This window comes from Thermoactinomyces sp. CICC 10522 (genome assembly GCF_016055075.1).
GTDB lineage: Bacteria > Bacillota > Bacilli > Thermoactinomycetales > Thermoactinomycetaceae > Thermoactinomyces_A > Thermoactinomyces_A daqus.
The window spans coordinates 85,312-101,664 of the sequence record NZ_JAECVY010000007.1 but is presented as its reverse complement, the minus strand read 5'-3'; the positions used below and the strand labels follow the sequence as shown (position 1 = coordinate 101,664).

The 16,353-nt window shown below is 50.0% G+C and carries 21 protein-coding genes and 1 other annotated feature; of the genes, 1 reads left to right on the top strand and 20 read right to left on the bottom strand.

The features are described 5' to 3' along the window. Positions 1-10 precede the first annotated feature (10 nt). From rplA to I8U18_RS11305, 17 genes are all read right to left on the bottom strand, one after another. Positions 11-709, bottom strand: a complete 699-nt coding sequence (gene rplA / locus I8U18_RS11385; RefSeq protein WP_033100627.1) for a 50S ribosomal protein L1 — start codon at positions 707-709, stop codon at positions 11-13. A gap of 83 nt (positions 710-792) precedes the next feature. Then, complete coding sequence (rplK, locus tag I8U18_RS11380) at positions 793-1,218, bottom strand: 50S ribosomal protein L11 (RefSeq protein WP_033100628.1); 426 nt, start codon at positions 1,216-1,218, stop codon at positions 793-795. Between the two features lie 162 nt (positions 1,219-1,380). Then, a complete protein-coding gene (nusG, locus tag I8U18_RS11375) occupies positions 1,381-1,914 on the bottom strand; it encodes a transcription termination/antitermination protein NusG (RefSeq protein ID WP_198056034.1) in 534 nt (177 codons plus the stop codon). A 40-nt stretch (positions 1,915-1,954) separates the two neighbouring features. Continuing rightward, positions 1,955-2,182 carry a preprotein translocase subunit SecE gene (secE, locus tag I8U18_RS11370; protein WP_052154121.1) on the bottom strand — a complete coding sequence of 76 codons (228 nt, stop codon included), beginning with the start codon at positions 2,180-2,182 and terminating at the stop codon, positions 1,955-1,957. Positions 2,183-2,224: 42 nt separating this feature from the next. Beyond that, positions 2,225-2,374, bottom strand: a complete 150-nt coding sequence (gene rpmG / locus I8U18_RS11365; RefSeq protein WP_033100629.1) for a 50S ribosomal protein L33 — start codon at positions 2,372-2,374, stop codon at positions 2,225-2,227. A 109-nt stretch (positions 2,375-2,483) separates the two neighbouring features. Beyond that, a complete protein-coding gene (locus I8U18_RS11360; protein ID WP_198064773.1) occupies positions 2,484-2,753 on the bottom strand; it encodes a hypothetical protein in 270 nt (89 codons plus the stop codon). Between the two features lie 162 nt (positions 2,754-2,915). After that, positions 2,916-3,569, bottom strand: a complete 654-nt coding sequence (gene sigH, locus I8U18_RS11355; RefSeq protein ID WP_220184955.1) for an RNA polymerase sporulation sigma factor SigH — start codon at positions 3,567-3,569, stop codon at positions 2,916-2,918. 94 nt (positions 3,570-3,663) lie between these two features. After that, positions 3,664-4,185 (bottom strand): NYN domain-containing protein, encoded by a 522-nt coding sequence (locus I8U18_RS11350; RefSeq protein ID WP_033100631.1) that lies wholly within the window; start codon positions 4,183-4,185, stop codon positions 3,664-3,666. Then, positions 4,178-4,918, bottom strand: coding sequence for a 23S rRNA (guanosine(2251)-2'-O)-methyltransferase RlmB (gene rlmB, locus I8U18_RS11345; protein WP_033100632.1), 741 nt, complete (start codon positions 4,916-4,918; stop codon positions 4,178-4,180). The genes I8U18_RS11350 and rlmB overlap by 8 nt, the downstream gene beginning before the upstream one ends. Beyond that, entirely contained in the window at positions 4,911-5,345 is a 435-nt protein-coding gene (locus I8U18_RS11340; RefSeq protein ID WP_232330953.1) for a Mini-ribonuclease 3, read from the bottom strand. Before I8U18_RS11340 ends, rlmB begins: the two co-directional genes overlap by 8 nt. Then, a complete protein-coding gene (gene cysS / locus I8U18_RS11335) occupies positions 5,342-6,742 on the bottom strand; it encodes a cysteine--tRNA ligase (RefSeq protein WP_198056013.1) in 1,401 nt (466 codons plus the stop codon). The genes I8U18_RS11340 and cysS overlap by 4 nt, the downstream gene beginning before the upstream one ends. Beyond that, positions 6,705-7,445: a serine O-acetyltransferase gene (cysE, locus tag I8U18_RS11330; protein WP_081943797.1), complete on the bottom strand. Its 741-nt coding sequence runs from the start codon at positions 7,443-7,445 to the stop codon at positions 6,705-6,707. The genes cysS and cysE overlap by 38 nt, the downstream gene beginning before the upstream one ends. Positions 7,446-7,500: 55 nt before the next feature. Continuing rightward, positions 7,501-7,728 (bottom strand) — a binding site (T-box leader). A gap of 35 nt (positions 7,729-7,763) precedes the next feature. Continuing rightward, complete coding sequence (gltX, locus tag I8U18_RS11325; protein WP_198059201.1) at positions 7,764-9,224, bottom strand: glutamate--tRNA ligase; 1,461 nt, start codon at positions 9,222-9,224, stop codon at positions 7,764-7,766. 31 nt (positions 9,225-9,255) lie between these two features. After that, a complete protein-coding gene (gene ispF, locus I8U18_RS11320; protein WP_033100635.1) occupies positions 9,256-9,744 on the bottom strand; it encodes a 2-C-methyl-D-erythritol 2,4-cyclodiphosphate synthase in 489 nt (162 codons plus the stop codon). Further along, positions 9,719-10,384: a 2-C-methyl-D-erythritol 4-phosphate cytidylyltransferase gene (gene ispD / locus I8U18_RS11315; protein WP_198064778.1), complete on the bottom strand. Its 666-nt coding sequence runs from the start codon at positions 10,382-10,384 to the stop codon at positions 9,719-9,721. Before ispD ends, ispF begins: the two co-directional genes overlap by 26 nt. Before the next feature lie 272 nt (positions 10,385-10,656). Then, positions 10,657-11,751, bottom strand: coding sequence for a PIN/TRAM domain-containing protein (locus I8U18_RS11310; RefSeq protein ID WP_033100637.1), 1,095 nt, complete (start codon positions 11,749-11,751; stop codon positions 10,657-10,659). Between the two features lie 118 nt (positions 11,752-11,869). Next, entirely contained in the window at positions 11,870-12,373 is a 504-nt protein-coding gene (locus I8U18_RS11305; protein ID WP_370589391.1) for a CarD family transcriptional regulator, read from the bottom strand. Positions 12,374-12,613: 240 nt separating this feature from the next. On the opposite strand from I8U18_RS11305, the gene I8U18_RS11300 reads away from it, so the two are divergent. Continuing rightward, complete coding sequence (locus I8U18_RS11300; protein ID WP_033100726.1) at positions 12,614-13,009, top strand: nucleoside triphosphate pyrophosphohydrolase family protein; 396 nt, start codon at positions 12,614-12,616, stop codon at positions 13,007-13,009. 78 nt (positions 13,010-13,087) lie between these two features. Here the strand turns inward: I8U18_RS11300 and pssA are convergent, their stop codons facing one another. The 3 genes from pssA to radA all read right to left on the bottom strand — a co-directional run bounded on the left by pssA (position 13,088) and on the right by radA (position 16,351). Next, positions 13,088-13,798, bottom strand: a complete 711-nt coding sequence (gene pssA, locus I8U18_RS11295; protein WP_033100639.1) for a CDP-diacylglycerol--serine O-phosphatidyltransferase — start codon at positions 13,796-13,798, stop codon at positions 13,088-13,090. Between the two features lie 102 nt (positions 13,799-13,900). Beyond that, positions 13,901-14,977: a DNA integrity scanning diadenylate cyclase DisA gene (gene disA / locus I8U18_RS11290; protein ID WP_033100640.1), complete on the bottom strand. Its 1,077-nt coding sequence runs from the start codon at positions 14,975-14,977 to the stop codon at positions 13,901-13,903. A gap of 3 nt (positions 14,978-14,980) precedes the next feature. Further along, positions 14,981-16,351 (bottom strand): DNA repair protein RadA, encoded by a 1,371-nt coding sequence (gene radA, locus I8U18_RS11285; protein ID WP_033100641.1) that lies wholly within the window; start codon positions 16,349-16,351, stop codon positions 14,981-14,983. Between the last annotated feature and the right edge of the window lie 2 nt (positions 16,352-16,353).

The following is a 16,353-nucleotide window of genomic DNA, read 5'->3' as shown; positions in this document are numbered from 1 at the left end:
CCATCTATTGTCAGCGGGCAGTCAAACGTTGGGTGTTCACCGCAACTCCAGGACCCATCGTTGAAGAAACGGTAACGCTCTTCATGTAGGTTCCTTTGGCTGCCGCAGGTTTTGCTTTCAACAATGCTTCAGCAAGCGCCTGAAGGTTTTCGGCAAGTTGCTCAGTGGAGAAGGAAACTTTGCCGATCGCTGCATGCACGTTGCCGGCTTTATCTGCGCGGTACTCGATTTTACCGGCTTTGATTTCTTTTACGGCTTTATCCACTTCAAAAGTAACCGTACCAGTTTTCGGGTTTGGCATGAGTCCTTTCGGACCGAGAATCCGGCCGAGGCGACCCACTTGACCCATCATGTCCGGGGTTGCCACTACCACATCAAAGTCCAGCCATCCTTGGCTGACTTTGTTTACAAGATCCTCATCGCCAACAAAATCCGCACCAGCCGCTTCTGCTTCTTTTGCCTTTTCACCTTTGGCAAAAACAAGCACGCGTTTGGTTTTACCAGTTCCGTGCGGAAGTACAACCGCACCTCTCACTTGTTGGTCCGCTTTTTTCGTGTCGATCCCAAGCCGGAAAGCGGCTTCTACCGTCTCGTCGAATTTGGCGGTAGAGATGCTTTTTACGAGATCCAGCGCTTCTTGAGGCTCGTATTCTTTTTCACGGTCTACTTTGGCCAGTGCCTCAAGATATTTTTTACCATGTTTTGCCACAGACATTTCCTCCCTTCGTGGTCGTAGCGGAAGATCCTCCCACAAGCCCAAGCTGCTCGTGGCAGAACAGCTTAAGCGATCGATCAGTCTTCGATGACAATGCCCATGCTGCGCGCCGTGCCTTCGATCATGCGCATAGCCGCATCCACATTGGCCGCATTGAGGTCAGGCATTTTAAGTTCAGCGATTTCGCGAACTTTGTCACGTTTGATGGTCGCTACTTTTTTCGTATTCGGCTCGCCGGAACCGGACTCAATTCCTGCTGCTTTCTTGAGCAGAACCGCAGCTGGAGGAGTTTTTGTGATAAAGGTGAAAGAACGGTCTTCAAAAACCGTGATTTCCACCGGAATGATGAGTCCAGCTTGGTCAGCGGTACGAGCGTTAAACTCCTTACAGAAGCCCATGATATTTACCCCAGCTTGACCAAGAGCCGGACCTACAGGCGGTGCCGGATTGGCTTTACCAGCGGGAATTTGCAGCTTGACCACTTTAATCACTTTTTTGGCCACGCTAACCAACCTCCTTCAAACATGTGGTTTTCGCGGGGTTAACCCTCCCACGGAAAGGCAAGCTCCCTGTACAGTCGACGGGCTTGCGCTCGCCCCTAAGACGGGGGTAACAAACAGTACTAATTTAACACAACCTCGTTCAAAACGAAAGCGATTTGCCGACTAAATTTTTTCCACCTGAAAAAAGTCCAGTTCCACAGGCGTTTCACGTCCGAACATATTCACCATGACTTTGAGTTTGGAACGGTTCAGGTCAATCTCATCGATTCGGCCGACGAAATCGGCAAAGGGCCCCTCTTTAACCTTGACGTTTTCACCCACTGTGAAATCAACCGATGCTCTTGATTCTTCCATCCCCATCTGGCGGAGGATCGCGGCGACTTCGTCTGGCATGAGGGGGGTCGGTTTGGAACCAGCCCCTGATGAACCGACAAATCCGGTTACCCCTGGCGTGTTTCGCACGACGTACCACGAGTCATCGGTCATGATCATCTCGACCAATACATACCCCGGAAACACCTTGCGCATCACGGCTTTCTTCTTGCCGTCCTTATGCTCGATCTCTTCTTCCATCGGAACTAAGACGCGAAAAATTTTATCTTGCATATCCATGGAGTGAACGCGTTTTTCCAGGTTGGTTTTCACCTTGTTCTCGTAGCCAGAATACGTGTGAACCACATACCAATTCTTTTCCATGCTCATCAGGGCTGAACCCTGTCCCCCCTTAACCTTCCACCTATTTTGTAATCAAGTTCACCAATTGCAAAATACCAGAGTCAATGATAAAGAAGAAGACGGACAATATCACAACCGTCAACAGCACAACGAGTGTGTAATTGACCATTTCCTGGCGCCCCGGCCAACGGACTTTTTTCAGTTCTTGCACGCTGCCGCGGAAAAATCCGGTTGTACCGGATACGCTTCTGCGAATTCCGCGCCCGATATTGCCGAGAAAAGCAGCCATGGCTGTCACCCCCATCTTATCTCAAGCGTCTAAACCCAAAGCTTATTTCGTTTCACGATGAACTTTGTGCGCGTTGCAACGCGGGCAGTATTTACGGAGTTCCAGGCGATCCGGATGTTTCCGTTTGTTTTTGGTCAGCGCGTAGTTACGAGAACGACAATCCGTGCAAGCCAATGTGATGTTAACCCGCATACCGACACCTCCTCTATCCTTATCACCGTACGTGTGAATGATTATAGAAAATACCCAAACTACATTATCACACCGGCTCCCATCCTGTCAATGTAAAAGCCTCGTGATCTCAGTATCGACAAAATCGACCATCGCACAAACCGATTGTTCCTTTTTTGCCATCTGCCGCAAATCCCCCGTCTTTGGCAAACGCAATCCCGGGGCGGACGTTCGAGCAAATCAACAGACTCCTCCGATCAACTTTTGGAGACAAAGAAAGATCAAGGGCACCACTTCCCGGCCGGCAACGGACTTTTACGGCAAAACCGCAATGGGCCGGGCGAAATCCCGCTAGATAAAAAATCGCGTTTATACCCGCTTTTTCGACAAAAAAATCCATCCCGGGTCGAACCGCCGTCAGTGCGTGAATGACGGAGATTTTTTGCTTATTTTTTTTAGTTCGGCAAAAAGGGATATGATGATTTTTGTCGAATTAAACAAAAAACAGGTGGGGGGCACCTGTTTTTGAAGACGGAAACCAACTTTGTCTGTTTTTTGGTGATTAAAGGGAAATCTCACGTACTTCGAGATATCTTTCCAATTTTCTTTTTACCCGTTGCAGGGCATTGTCGATCGATTTGACATGTCGATTTAAGTCGACAGCGATCTCTTGGTACGAACGCCCGTCCAAGTAGAGCATAAGAACTTTTCTTTCCAAATCACTAAGAATTTTCGCTATTTTATCTTCAATATCGTTATACTCTTCCTGGCTGATATAAATCTCTTCTGGGTTTGATAGACTTCCCGGAATCTTGTCCAACAACGTCCGGTCTGTATCGTCGTCGTAAGCAGGCTTGTCCAGTGATACATAAGAGTTTAGCGGAATGTGTTTTTGACGAGTAGCTGTTTTGATTGCAGTGATAATCTGGCGTGTGATACATAACTCGGCAAAGGCCTTAAATGACGCAAGCTTGTCTCCTTTAAAGTCGCGAATCGCTTTAAATAGGCCAATCATTCCCTCCTGTACGATATCTTCGTGATCGGCTCCGATGAGAAAGTAAGACCTGGCTTTTGCTCTGACGAAATTTTTGTACTTATTGATCAAATATTCGAGCGCTTGATGATCTCCTACGCGAACGCCATATACCAGCTCTTCGTCGGCCATTGTCTTGTAATCAACTTCACTGTCAAATACGACGGAATGGCTGGATTGCAAGTTTACACTCACCGCTTTCCCTCCCGACCAAGTGCCTATAAACCCACAGTAACGATATTATATCCGAAATGAAACAAAAACGTCAAATTTTCACCTATTTTTTCCTTCTCCAATTCTCAAGTTTTTGCTTGATTTCCCCATTCAATCGCTCTTCCAAGGTATTTCTTTGTCGTTCATTCTTCTCCTTTCTCAATTTTTCGCTCAAATTCTTTTTGGCCAGCCGGATTTCCTCCAACAGTTCCCGCGAGGAGATCCGGTAAGCTCCCTGACCAAAAACCATGCGCTGTTCCAGGTAATCGGATGTGGCCACATAGATCGACCGATGCGGACTTTTGTATTTTTTTACAAAGCGTTCAATAAACTCATCAGCCGTTTCCTCCCGGCGCGTATAGTAAATCGCTATCTTTTCCTGGTTGGTCTCTACCTGTGCCCCCGGCGTTTGATGCGCATCGAACACCAGAAATACACGGCGGCCGGTCATCGCTTGATATTCGGACAAGTCACGGATTAATTTTCCCCGCTCTTCCTCCAATGAAACGGGATTCCATCGCACTTGCGGATCTGCGCCGATGACATTGTAACCGTCGACAACCAACCATTCTTCACGCCTAACCATTGGTCGTCCGGCCGCGCAACACTTCATACATAAAAATTCCCGCCGCCACCGATGCGTTGAGAGAGGTCACCTTTCCCTTCATGGGCAGTCTGGCAAGAAAATCGCATTTTTCCTTGAGAAGACGACTCATTCCTTGCCCTTCGCTCCCGATGACAACAGCGACCGGTCCTTTATAATCCACTTCCGTATAGAGCGTTTCCGCTGCCCCGTCGCTTCCGACCAGCCAAACGCCACGTTCTTTCAATTCATCCGCCAAGCGGTTCAAGTTGGTTACCCGGGCGACCGGAACATATTCAATCGCTCCGGCGGACGTTTTGGCGACAACCGAGGTCAGCCCTGCCGCTCTCCGTTTCGGGATGATCACGCCATGCACCCCCGCCGCATCGGCAGAACGCAAAATCGATCCCAGATTGTGCGGATCTTCAATGCCGTCAAGCAGGACAAAAAACGGCGGTTCCCCTCTTTCTTCAGCACGGCGGAACAAATCATCCACGGTCGCATAGTTGTAAGCAGCGACCTGCGCCAACACGCCCTGATGGTTATTCCCTTCCGCCAACTGATCCAAACGGGCACGCGGAACCCACTGGACGGGGATCTTTTTCTCCCTGGCCTTGCGCAGGATTTCCTGGATGCTGTTTTTGTTGATTCCCTCTGCCAGCAAAATTTTCTCAATCTCTCTTCCCGACCTCAGTGCTTCAAGGACTGTATGTCTGCCAAAAGCCCAATCACTCATCTGAATCCGTCTCCTTTTCCACTGTTGCAATGGCTTTCTGCATTAATTGGCTTAACCGTTCTTCGTCTCCCCGGCAGTATAAATAGCCGACCAAAGCTTCCAGGCCCGTACTCATCCGGTAATCCGTCACCTTTGCTTTTTTGGGGACGCTGCCTGACTTGGCATTGCGCCCCCGCTTGAGGATCTCCCGTTCTTCGTCCGCCAGTTCCCCTTCCAACTCACGGTAAATTTTTGCCTGGGCACCGGCGGAAACATAGCGCGTCGCCTCTTTTTGCAAATCGTGGGGCCGGCTCACTCCGCGGGCGACCAAGTGGGAACGGATGAAAACTTCATACACGGCATCGCCGAGATAAGCGAGCAGTAGAGGATTCAACTCTTCCGGAGCCTTTCCGATACTCTCCATCATGCCCAAAAGGGAGTGCTTCATTTCCGTTTCCACCTTACCCCTTGCGGAGTATCCTCGACGATGATCCCCATTCCCAAAAGCTGGTCGCGGATCGCGTCGGCCCGGGCAAAATCCCGCTGTTTCCGTGCTTCCTGCCTCTGTGCGATCAGCGCTTCAATCTCTTCGTCCAGATTAACTTCCGCTTCCGTCGCCACGAGTCCCAGGATTTCCTGTCCATAGGTTTTAAACCAGGAAAGAAGGGCTTCCGTCTCTTCTTTGGAGACAACGGGTCTGGCAATCCACTCATTGGACAGCTTTACCGCTTCAAACAGCACGCTGATCGCATTGGCCGTGTTGAAATCATCGTTCATCGCCGCTTCAAATTCTTTTTTATAGCGATCCAGGCTGGCCGCGAGGTCGGGAGAAATCTCTCCTTCAAGAGCCGTTTCCGCCCGGTGCTTCAGATTGTCCACCGCTGTCTGCAATCGTTCAATGCTGGATTCTGCCTGTTTCATAACCTCCTCGTTGAAGGAAATGGGATGGCGGTACTGCACGGACAAGAGGAAGTAACGCAACACTGCCGGATCATATTCCCGGCGCAACTCGACGACGCGTTTCACATTTCCCAGCGATTTGGACATCTTCTCGTTGCCCATGTTCATAAATCCGTTATGGAGCCAGTACCGGGCAAACGGTTTTCCCGTCCACGCCTCGCTCTGGGCAATCTCGTTTTCGTGGTGCGGAAAGCACAAGTCCGCTCCGCCGGCATGGATATCCAAGGTGTCACCCAGATATTTGCGGGCCATCACGGAGCATTCGATATGCCATCCCGGACGCCCTGGCCCCCAAGGGGTATCCCAGCTGATCTCACCGGGTTTCGCCGCCTTCCACAGCGCAAAATCCAAGGGGTTTTCCTTCTCTTCATTTACTTCGATCCGCGCTCCCGATTTCAGTTCATCGAGCGATTGGTGCGACAGCTTTCCGTACCCCTCTTTCTTCAGGGTGCGAAAGTAAACATCTCCGTCTTTTACATAGGCGTAACCTTTGTCGATCAACACGCTGATCGCCTCAATCATTTCATCGATATGGCGGGTTGCGCGGGGATGAACATCGGCCCGTTCCACACCGAGCGCGTCCATATCCTCAAAATAGGCCTTGATATAGCGCTCGGCAATTTCCGGCACCGATTGTCCGGTTTCCTTGGACGCTCCAATCAGGCGATCATCCACGTCCGTAAAGTTTTGCACATAGGTGACGCGATAGCCGAGATAGCGCAAATATCGGCGCACAACGTCAAAAAAGACGAACACGCGGGCGTTGCCGATATGGATGTAGTTATACACAGTCGGTCCGCATACATACATGCGCACTTCGCCTTCGTGAACAGTTTTCAGCTCTTCCTTACTTCTCGTCAATGTATTGTAAAGCCGGACGGTCATTGTTTGTCGTTCCTCCTTGCTTTTCTTCCGTCTCTTTCAGCTTTCTCTTCAGTTCCGCCACTTCTTTTTTCAATTCACTGATCTCATTGGACAGCGAGCGGCAAATTTCCGCAACTGGGTCGGGCAAATTGCAATGATCCAGATCATTATTCACCCGGATGCCATCTTGAATCACAACGCGCCCCGGCACTCCGACCACTGTGGAGTTCGGGGGGACTTCACGCAAAACAACCGATCCTGCACCGATTTTGGCAAAACGGCCGACCCGAATCGAGCCCAGCACTTTCGCCCCGGCGGCGATCAACACGTGATCCTCGATCGTTGGATGGCGTTTGCCTTTTTCCTTCCCGGTCCCCCCCAGGGTAACGCCCTGGTAAATGGTTACATAATCCCCGATTTCACACGTTTCTCCGATGACAACCCCCATCCCGTGGTCAATGAAAACGCCCCGGCCGATCTTCGCTCCCGGGTGAATTTCAATCCCCGTAAAAAAGCGGCTCAGTTGGGAGATAATCCTTGCAATCAGGAGCAGGCGCCTCTTGAAAAACCAGTGGGCAATCCGGTGTGACCAAAGCGCATGCAATCCTGAGTAGGTCAAAATCACTTCCAATGCGCTCCTCGCCGCAGGATCCCGGTCAAATACCGCCTGAATATCAGCTTGCAACGTTTTGCGCAGTTCTCTTAAACCTTTGAAAAAAGCCATCTTGTTCCCCCTCCCCATTTGAACCAAAATAAAACGCCTCTGCAGCAGATTTTGCTGCAGAGACGGCGAAAACCGCGGTTCCACTCTGCTTGAATTCAAGAGAGAATTCCACTTTTACCCATAACGGCGGGTTAAACCGGACTTCCCCTACTCTGAACTGCGGTTCATTTCAGGGGTCAGCTCTTGGGGGCATTCGGGAACCGGCGAAGGGAACTTTTCACCAACCAGTTCCTCTCTGGGACATTCGCCGCAGGTTCCCTACTCTCCCAATCATCGCTTTGACGAACAGGGATGTTGTTTTCTATTTTCGCGAACGGTTCAGCCCTTGTCAATGACCGAACGCAGCCGGTTTACGACGCTTTCTTTTCCGATCAGGGCCAGGGTCTCACGCAAATCAGGGCCGTGATCCTGCCCGGTCACTGCGACGCGAATCGGCATGAACAAACGTTTTCCTTTATAGCCTGTTTCTTTCTGTATTTCTTTAAACATCGTTTTGATGGTTTCAGGCTCAAAACGGTCAGCTTCCTGCACTTTTTGCAAAAATGCCCCGAGCACTGCCGGCACATGCTCTTCGCGCAGCACTTCTGCGGCCGAATCCCCGTAGGTTACTTCGTCTTGGAAGAACAGATCCGTCAGCTCAACAATTTGCGCCACATACTCCAGTTGCTCCTGATAAAGGGAAACCAGACGGGTCACCCACTCCTCCTGTTCCGGAGAGAGCGGTGTTGTCACCCGTCCGGCCTTTTCCAGATAAGGAATCGCCAGCCGGGTGATGCGCTCAAGCGGTGCCTGCTTAATATATTGGCCGTTCATCCATTTCAATTTGCCCGTATCGAAAATGGCAGGGGCCTTGGAAACGCGACTCAGGGAAAAAGCCTGAATCAATTCGTCTTTGGAGAAGATCTCTTCCTCTCCTTCAGGCGACCAGCCCAACAGGGCGATAAAGTTGATAATTGCTTCCGGCAGGTAACCCAGTTCCTTGTATTGATCAATAAACTGGATGATCGTTTCATCGCGCTTGCTCATCTTTTTGCCTTCCGCATTCAAAATCAGCGGAATATGCGCAAACTGCGGAACCTCAAAGCCGAGCGCTTCATAGATCAAAATCTGTTTCGGCGTGTTGGACAGGTGCTCTTCCCCACGGATCACGTGGGTGATCTTCATCAATGCATCGTCGACGACAACGGCAAAGTTGTAAGTCGGGCGCCCGTCCGGACGACGAATCACAAAATCACCGATCCCGTCGGATTCAAACCTGACCGTACCGCGGATCTCATCGTCAAAAATGATCGTTTTCCCTTCCGGAACGCGGAACCGAACGCTGGGAACCCTCCCTTCCTCTTCAAACCGCGCCCGCTCTTCCGGAGTAAGATCGCGATCCCAACCGCTGTATTTCGGGGTCTCTCCACGGGCCAACTGCTCTTCCCGCTCTTTTTCGATCTCTTCCGGAGTCGCATAGCTTAAGTATGCTTTTCCCTCCGAAAGCAACTGGTCAATATAACGATTATAAATATCGGTTCGTTCCATGCAACGGTAAGGGGCGTAAGGACCGCCCACATCAACCGATTCATCCCATTCAATTCCAAGCCATTTCAGCATGGCCATCTGTTTTTCATCCGCTCCGGGAACATTCCGCTCCGTGTCGGTATCCTCGATCCGGACAATAAAATCGCCGCCGTTCTTCTTGGCATGCAAATAGCTAAACAGCGCCGTCCGCGCACCGCCAATATGCAAATGGCCGGTCGGACTCGGTGCATATCTTGTGCGAACTCTAGCCATTCCCCTACTACTCCTTTTGCTTAAGATCAGTTTATGCGTTGCAGCCGGTTTTGACTAAACAAACGACAGCCATTGCGGCAATCCCTTCTCCCCGGCCGGTAAATCCCAGTTTTTCCGTTGTGGTTGCTTTCACATTGACATCGGTTTGCTCCGCTTCGAGCAATTGCGCGATCCGCTCGCGCATCTCCGGTATGTACGGCGCCATCTTCGGCTTTTGAGCGATAATGGTCGCATCGACATTCCCCAGTCTGTATCCCCGTTCTTTTACCAGCTCCCAGACATGCGACAGCAATTTTGCACTGTCGGCATCCTTAAAAGCGGGATCCGTATCAGGGAAATGCTTTCCAATATCCCCCAAAGCCAACGCGCCCAAGACAGCATCGGTGATGGCGTGCAGAAGGACGTCAGCATCCGAGTGCCCCAGTAAACCTTTTTCATACGGAATCGTTACACCGCCAATCACGCAGGGGCGATTTTCCGCCAACTGATGCACATCAAATCCTTGACCTATGCGAATCATGTTTTTTTCCCCTCATCTGGTAAATCGCTTCCGCCAAAATCAAATCGTCGGGAGTGGTCAGTTTGATGTTCGTATACTCACCGGCAACCACTTTTACCTCGATCCCCAGTGCTTCCATCAACATGGAATCATCAGTGACGAGCAGGCTTCTCTCCTGTCCGAGCTCATGGGCCCGCAGCAGATGCTCCCGGCGAAATGCCTGTGGTGTTTGCACAGCCCACAAGCGCCTGCGGTCGGGCGTTTGCTCAACCGTGCAGTTTTCATTGACCACTTTGATTGTATCCTTGACAGGAACGGCCAAGATAGCCGCATGATGCTGATAAACCTCCGCCAGCAGGCGGGAAATCGTTTCCTGACTCACAAACGGACGCACAGCATCATGGACGAGAACCCATTCACTCGTCAAACGTTTCAACCCTTCATAAACACTGTGCTGCCGTTCCTCTCCGCCGACGACGACATCGGCCACCTTGGTCATCCCGTCTTGTTTGATCCATTTCTTGATCCGTTCTATTTCAGCCTCTTTGCTTGCGATGACGATTTCATCAATTTCCGGATGCGTTTCAAAAATGCGAAGTGTGTGAAGCAGCACCGGCTTTTCATGAAACAGCAGGAACTGTTTGCTCTCCCTGGTGCCCATTCTCTTCCCTTGTCCCGCCGCCGGAATGACTACTCCAACGCTCAAGAGTCGATCTCCTTTCAGATCCAAGCCTGTCGGAAGAATAGCGGAAGAGATTCTGCGTCCGGGCCCTTGCCGCCTCCCAAGAAAGCGGACAAAAACCGCCGGATTAAAAAAATCCCATCCACATCCCGCATTGGTTTAATCAATATCCTTGTTTCAGACAAAACAATGCCCGTCTCGGTTTAGAATAAACCAACCACGGGCGTTAAGGCAATGTTTTTCTGTTATTTTTACAAGGCGCGCTCCAATAGCTTGGGCTTTGCGAAGATCATGCGTCCGGCCGAGGTCTGAAGCACACTGGTGACCAATACATCAATCTGATCCCCGATGTACTCCCGCCCGCCCTCAATTACGATCATCGTCCCGTCATCGAGATAGGCCACACCCTGGCCGTGCTCTTTTCCGTCTTTGATCACTTGCACATTGATCTCTTCGCCCGGCAGAACAACCGGTTTGACGGCATTGGCCAAATCATTGATGTTCAGAACACTTACCCCTTGAAGTTCGCAAACTTTGTTCAAGTTGAAGTCATTTGTCACCACTTTGCCGGACAGCACTTTGGCCAGCTTCACCAGCTTGCTGTCCACTTCCTGCACTTCTTCAAAATCGCCTTCGTAAATCAGGACTTTGATATTCAACTCTTTTTGAATCTTGTTGAGAATATCCAATCCACGGCGGCCGCGGTTCCGCTTCAATACATCGGAAGAATCGGCAATATGTTGAAGCTCTTCCAATACAAAGCTGGGGATCACCAGCGTCCCTTCCAGAAAACCGGTGCGGCAAATGTCAGCAATTCTCCCGTCGATAATTACGCTGGTATCGAGAATCTTATGCTCGGAGAAATGCTTTTCTTCCTTTTTGTTTTTGCTCTCCCGATTCTGGCGGCCCAGCTTAAAAATGGAAATAAGTTCATCGCGTTTTTTATACCCCACTCTGAATCCAAGATATCCGAACAAACCGGAAAAGATAAAAGGCAAGACGCGATTAACCCCGGGTATGGGCAGTTGCGTTAAGGGCTGTTGGATCAGAAAGGCGATCACCAAACCGAAGATCAAGCCCAAAAGACCAAATAACCCGTCGACCGCCGGAATTTTCATCAAACGTTCTTCGCTCCAACGAATCCACTTGACCACATTGTTCGATATCCAAAAGGTGGCCACAAACATGACCAGCGCACCAAGCGTAGCACCGATATAATGCGGAGCCGGCACTTCGCCAAAATTCAGAGGAGATCGTTGAAGCACCCCGAAAAACTGCGGTCCGAAATAGAATCCGGCGGATGCTCCGATCAAGGTAAAAGCCAATTGTACAAAGCGTTTCAGCACGGGGCTTCACCTCCTCCCTTCCTTCTGCTATTACTCATTATAGACATTCTTCCAAAATGAAAACCTCTAAGTGCTCATTTTCTTATGTCCTTTTTGTAACAACGATAAAAACAAAGAATCAGTTCTGTTGCGATGATGATGATAAAATACCGTCAATTAACTTAAATGCTGCAGCTTCATCCAAATCCCTGGCCAACGCCAGCTCGCTGATTAAAATCTGTTTCGCATTCTCCAACATTTTTCGTTCCCCCGTGGAGAGGCCTTTTTCCTCGTCCCTCACCATCAGGGACCGCACGACATCAGCCACCTCGTAGATGTCACCGCTTCTCATTTTGTCCAAATTGGCCCGGTAGCGACGGTTCCAGTTCAATGTATCTTTGATGTCCCGTTTCTTCATTCGTTCTAAAACTTTATCCACGGTCGAATGGTCAACGACTTCCCTGAGTCCGATGTTTTCGACATTGTTGAGCGGAACCATCACTTTCATATCACCAATCGGCATCCTCATGACATAGTACTTTTGCCGCTCACCCAGGATCTCTTTCTCCTCGATCGCTTCGATGATGCCAGCACCATGCATAGGATAGACCACTTTGTCGCCAATGTTGAACAAAACGTCCACCTCCAGAGGGCAATGTCTATTTCCAAGATATCACAAAACTTAAACTCAGTCAATAAAATAAAAATCATTATCTTAGCATATCTGCATTTACTACGTCAATAACTTTTTTCATGAAAAAGACCTAAACTATTTAGTCAAAAAATTGACACTTATGGAGGCCGCTTTATATAATGAAAGTGATCTATGTTCCATCTGTACGGCAGCGGGCATGTTTGCGAAAATCAAAAAGGGGTGAAAGGCATGGGTGAAGATAACCTTCATTCCTTTCAAAAACTAGTTTCTGAGCTTTTGCTACGCCATCGGAGTTTTTTAGATGTTGTCAGCAAGTTTCAGGAATCCAATTCCCGCGTTAATCGCGCACTCATGAAAGCGGTTACAGAATGCGGGTGCCTCCATGTGGAAGCCGGACGGCAGAACTTTCCCAAGGAACGGTCGGTTCACGAGTGGAAAGATCACTTGAAAACCCATCTGTCCGGCCGGTTATGTGACCATTGCCTCGAAATTGTCAAGGCGGAAATGGGCAAAAACCTTTTTTACCTTACGGCTCTTTGCAATCTGCTGAACATCCCGCTCACCGATGTGGTCAAACAGGAATCCGATCAATTGTCAACATTGGGAGTTTTTAACCTCCGATAAGAAAATATAAATCCGTTCACGGAAAACAAAGTGCCTTAAAAGCAAAACAACCCCGGATTCCAGGGTTGTTTTGCACCGTTATTTCAGGTCTTCCACCGGTTCTTCATTTTCTTCCTTCCGCTTGCGTTCAAGCCCTTTCTTCACCCCGTACAGAGCGTAAAGGGCCAGCGGAATAAAAATCACCTTGGGCAATTCATAAGGATATTTCAGCGCGGAGACGGCAACGGCCAGCAGAAACAACGGAGCAATCCAGATCATCGACCTGGGAATGGCCACTTTTTTAAACGCCGGGTATTTAATCTGGCTCACCATCAGGAAAGAGAGGAAGAGCATGGCAGCCATCCATACATAAACGTTGTGCACATACACGTTATATAAGGCCATCGTCGCCAGAATCCCTCCGGCCGCGGTGATCGGCAAGCCGATAAAATACCCCGGCTCACCGGGATGCACGTTGAACCTGGCCAGCCTCAGCGCACCGCAAATCGGGAAAATGGCCGTGACAAGCCAACCTTCAGGGCCGGTGTATTTAAATGTGGAAACATACATAATGATTGCGGGAGCGACACCAAAGGAAATAACATCAGATAACGAATCCAGTTCCTTTCCAAACTCACTCTGGGTGTTTAACATCCGTGCCACCCGTCCGTCCAAACCGTCGAGCAACATCCCGATGATGACCATGATCGCGGCATATTTCCAGGAGTCATGAACAGCCAATAAAATCGAAATGATTCCTAAAAACAAGTTCCCAACCGTAAAACAACTGGGCAACGCTTTCGCAAACATAAGGGAACCTCCTAAATAATTAATACCTGGTAAAGGTGGCGAAAAGCGCCCTACTCGTAACATTTTCTCTCAATTTTCTGTAATGGTTTCATTCTAGGTTATTTAGATATGTCTGTCAATAAACACCTGTTCCTGGATCCTCTTTAACCCCTCTTTAATCGTTCTCGCCCGAACATCGCCGATTCCCTCAACATCATCCAATTCCTCAATCGTCGCCATCATAATGCGCGACAGTGTTTCAAAACGGGCAACCAGCTTGTGAATTACATTGGAGGGCAAGCGGGGAATTTTGTGCAAAATGCGGTATCCCCTGGGCAAAACCGATTCTTCCTGAATGTTGATATGGGTCGGGTAACCGAGAATCCGCACCAGGTGACCGTGTTCCAGCAAGTCATCAGCGGACAGCTTTTTCAGTTCCTTAAAGACGATCTGCGGGTTCATCTCCGGATCGACGCAATAATCTTTGATCAGCAATTCGGCTTCTTCCTCCACATCGGCGACCAACTCCTCCAGCTGCATGCTGATCAGTCGCCCTTCCGTCCCCAATTCATGGATATAAGTCTCGATCTCCCGTTTGATCCGAAGCACCATTTCCACCCGTTGCAACACCAACGCCACTTCGCTCAAGGTCACCAACTCTTCAAACTCCAAGGCCGTCAGGTTGGTCGTTGTCTGATCGAGAACGGATTTATATTTTTCAAGCGTCTGAATGGCCTGGTTCGCTTTGGTCAAGATCACGCCGATGTCCTTCAGGGCATAGCGGAAGTTTCCTTTATAAAGCGTAATGATGTTTCTTCGTTGCGAGATGGAAACGACCAATTTTCCCGTCTGCTTGGCCGTCCGTTGCGCAGTCCGGTGCCGAATCCCCGTCTCGGTGGATGGTATGGAAGATTGGGGGACTAGCTGGGCGTTGGCGTATAATATTTTTTTCCCGTCATTGCTCAAGATAATCGCGCCGTCCATTTTTGCCAATTCATACAAGTGAGCAGGCGTAAACGGGCAATCGATGTGAAATCCGCCGTCCACGATTTCCCGAACACTTTCATCATAGCCCATCACGATCAGGGCTCCCGTCTTTGCTCCCAGCACATTGTCAAGCCCTTCCCTGAGGGCTGTTCCCGGTGCAATCAGGCGAAGAATTTCGCTGCTCACCTTTTCTCTGCGTTCTTCTTCCTTCACACATTACCCCCCCAACGCCACTTTTAAAGCTTCATCCAATGTTTGTACCCCAATCAGTTCCACCCCGCTTGGCGGAGTCCACCCGCGGCAGTTTTTCTCCGGAATCACGACCCTCCGGAAGCCCATGTTGTGCGCTTCAGCCACGCGCTGTTCAATTCTGGAAACTCCCCGTACCTCCCCTGTCAATCCCACTTCGCCGACAAACAGGTCGAAAGGGGAGACGGGGCGATCGCGAAAACTGGAAGCCAGGCTGACTGCGATACTCAAATCGACAGCGGGCTCATCTAATCTTACCCCGCCGACAACATTAATATAAGCATCTTGGTTTTGTAAAAAGAACCCCAATCTCTTCTCAAGGACCGCCATTATCATTGCGACCCGGTGATGATCAACCCCTGTTGCCATGCGTTTGGGGGTTGCGAAGCTCGTCGGAGTGACCAATGCTTGCAATTCAACAAGCACAGGCCGTGTTCCTTCCATGCTGGCCGTCACCGCGGTCCCGGGGGCTCCGAGCGGCCGGCCCGACAAAAAGATTTCAGAAGGATTTTCCACTTCAACCAGCCCGATATCCTTCATCTCAAACACGCCGATTTCATTGGTGGAACCAAAACGGTTTTTCACCGCACGCAAAACGCGATACGTATGATGCCGTTCACCTTCAAAATACAAAACGCAATCCACCATATGTTCAAGCATGCGCGGACCGGCAATCGCCCCGGCTTTGGTTACATGGCCGACAATGGTGATCGCAATGTTTTTCTCTTTCGCCCATCTCATCAGAATTCCTGTACATTCGCGCACCTGTGAAACACTGCCCGGCGCGGAAGTGACTTCCGGATGAAACATCGTCTGAATGGAATCGATGACCATAAGCCTTGGTTTTGCTTCTTCCATTAATATTTCCACCGCGGTTAAATCCGTTTCCGAGGCGACGAGCAGATTATCGGAAAGAGCGCCCAGACGATCGGCGCGCAAACGGATTTGTTCTGTCGATTCTTCTCCTGATACATATAAGATGGGCAAGCCTCGCCTTGCCAATTCATTGGTCGCCTGCAACAGGAGGGTCGATTTGCCGATACCGGGATCGCCTCCAACCAAAATAAAAGAACCCGGAACCAATCCGCCGCCCAATACGCGGTTCAACTCCCGAATCCCCGTATCCGCGCGAGGCTGATCCAGCTTCTCCACCTGAGTGATCGGTGTGGCTTTTTCCTGTTTTCCCCTCTGGATCGACGTTCCCGGAACCCGCCGGGAAGAAGGCTCTCTTTCTTCCACCATGGTGTTCCAGGCACCGCAGCCGGGACAACGTCCCATCCATTTGGGTGTCTCGTATCCACATTCCTGACAGACAAATTTGCTTTTGTTCTTGGCCATCG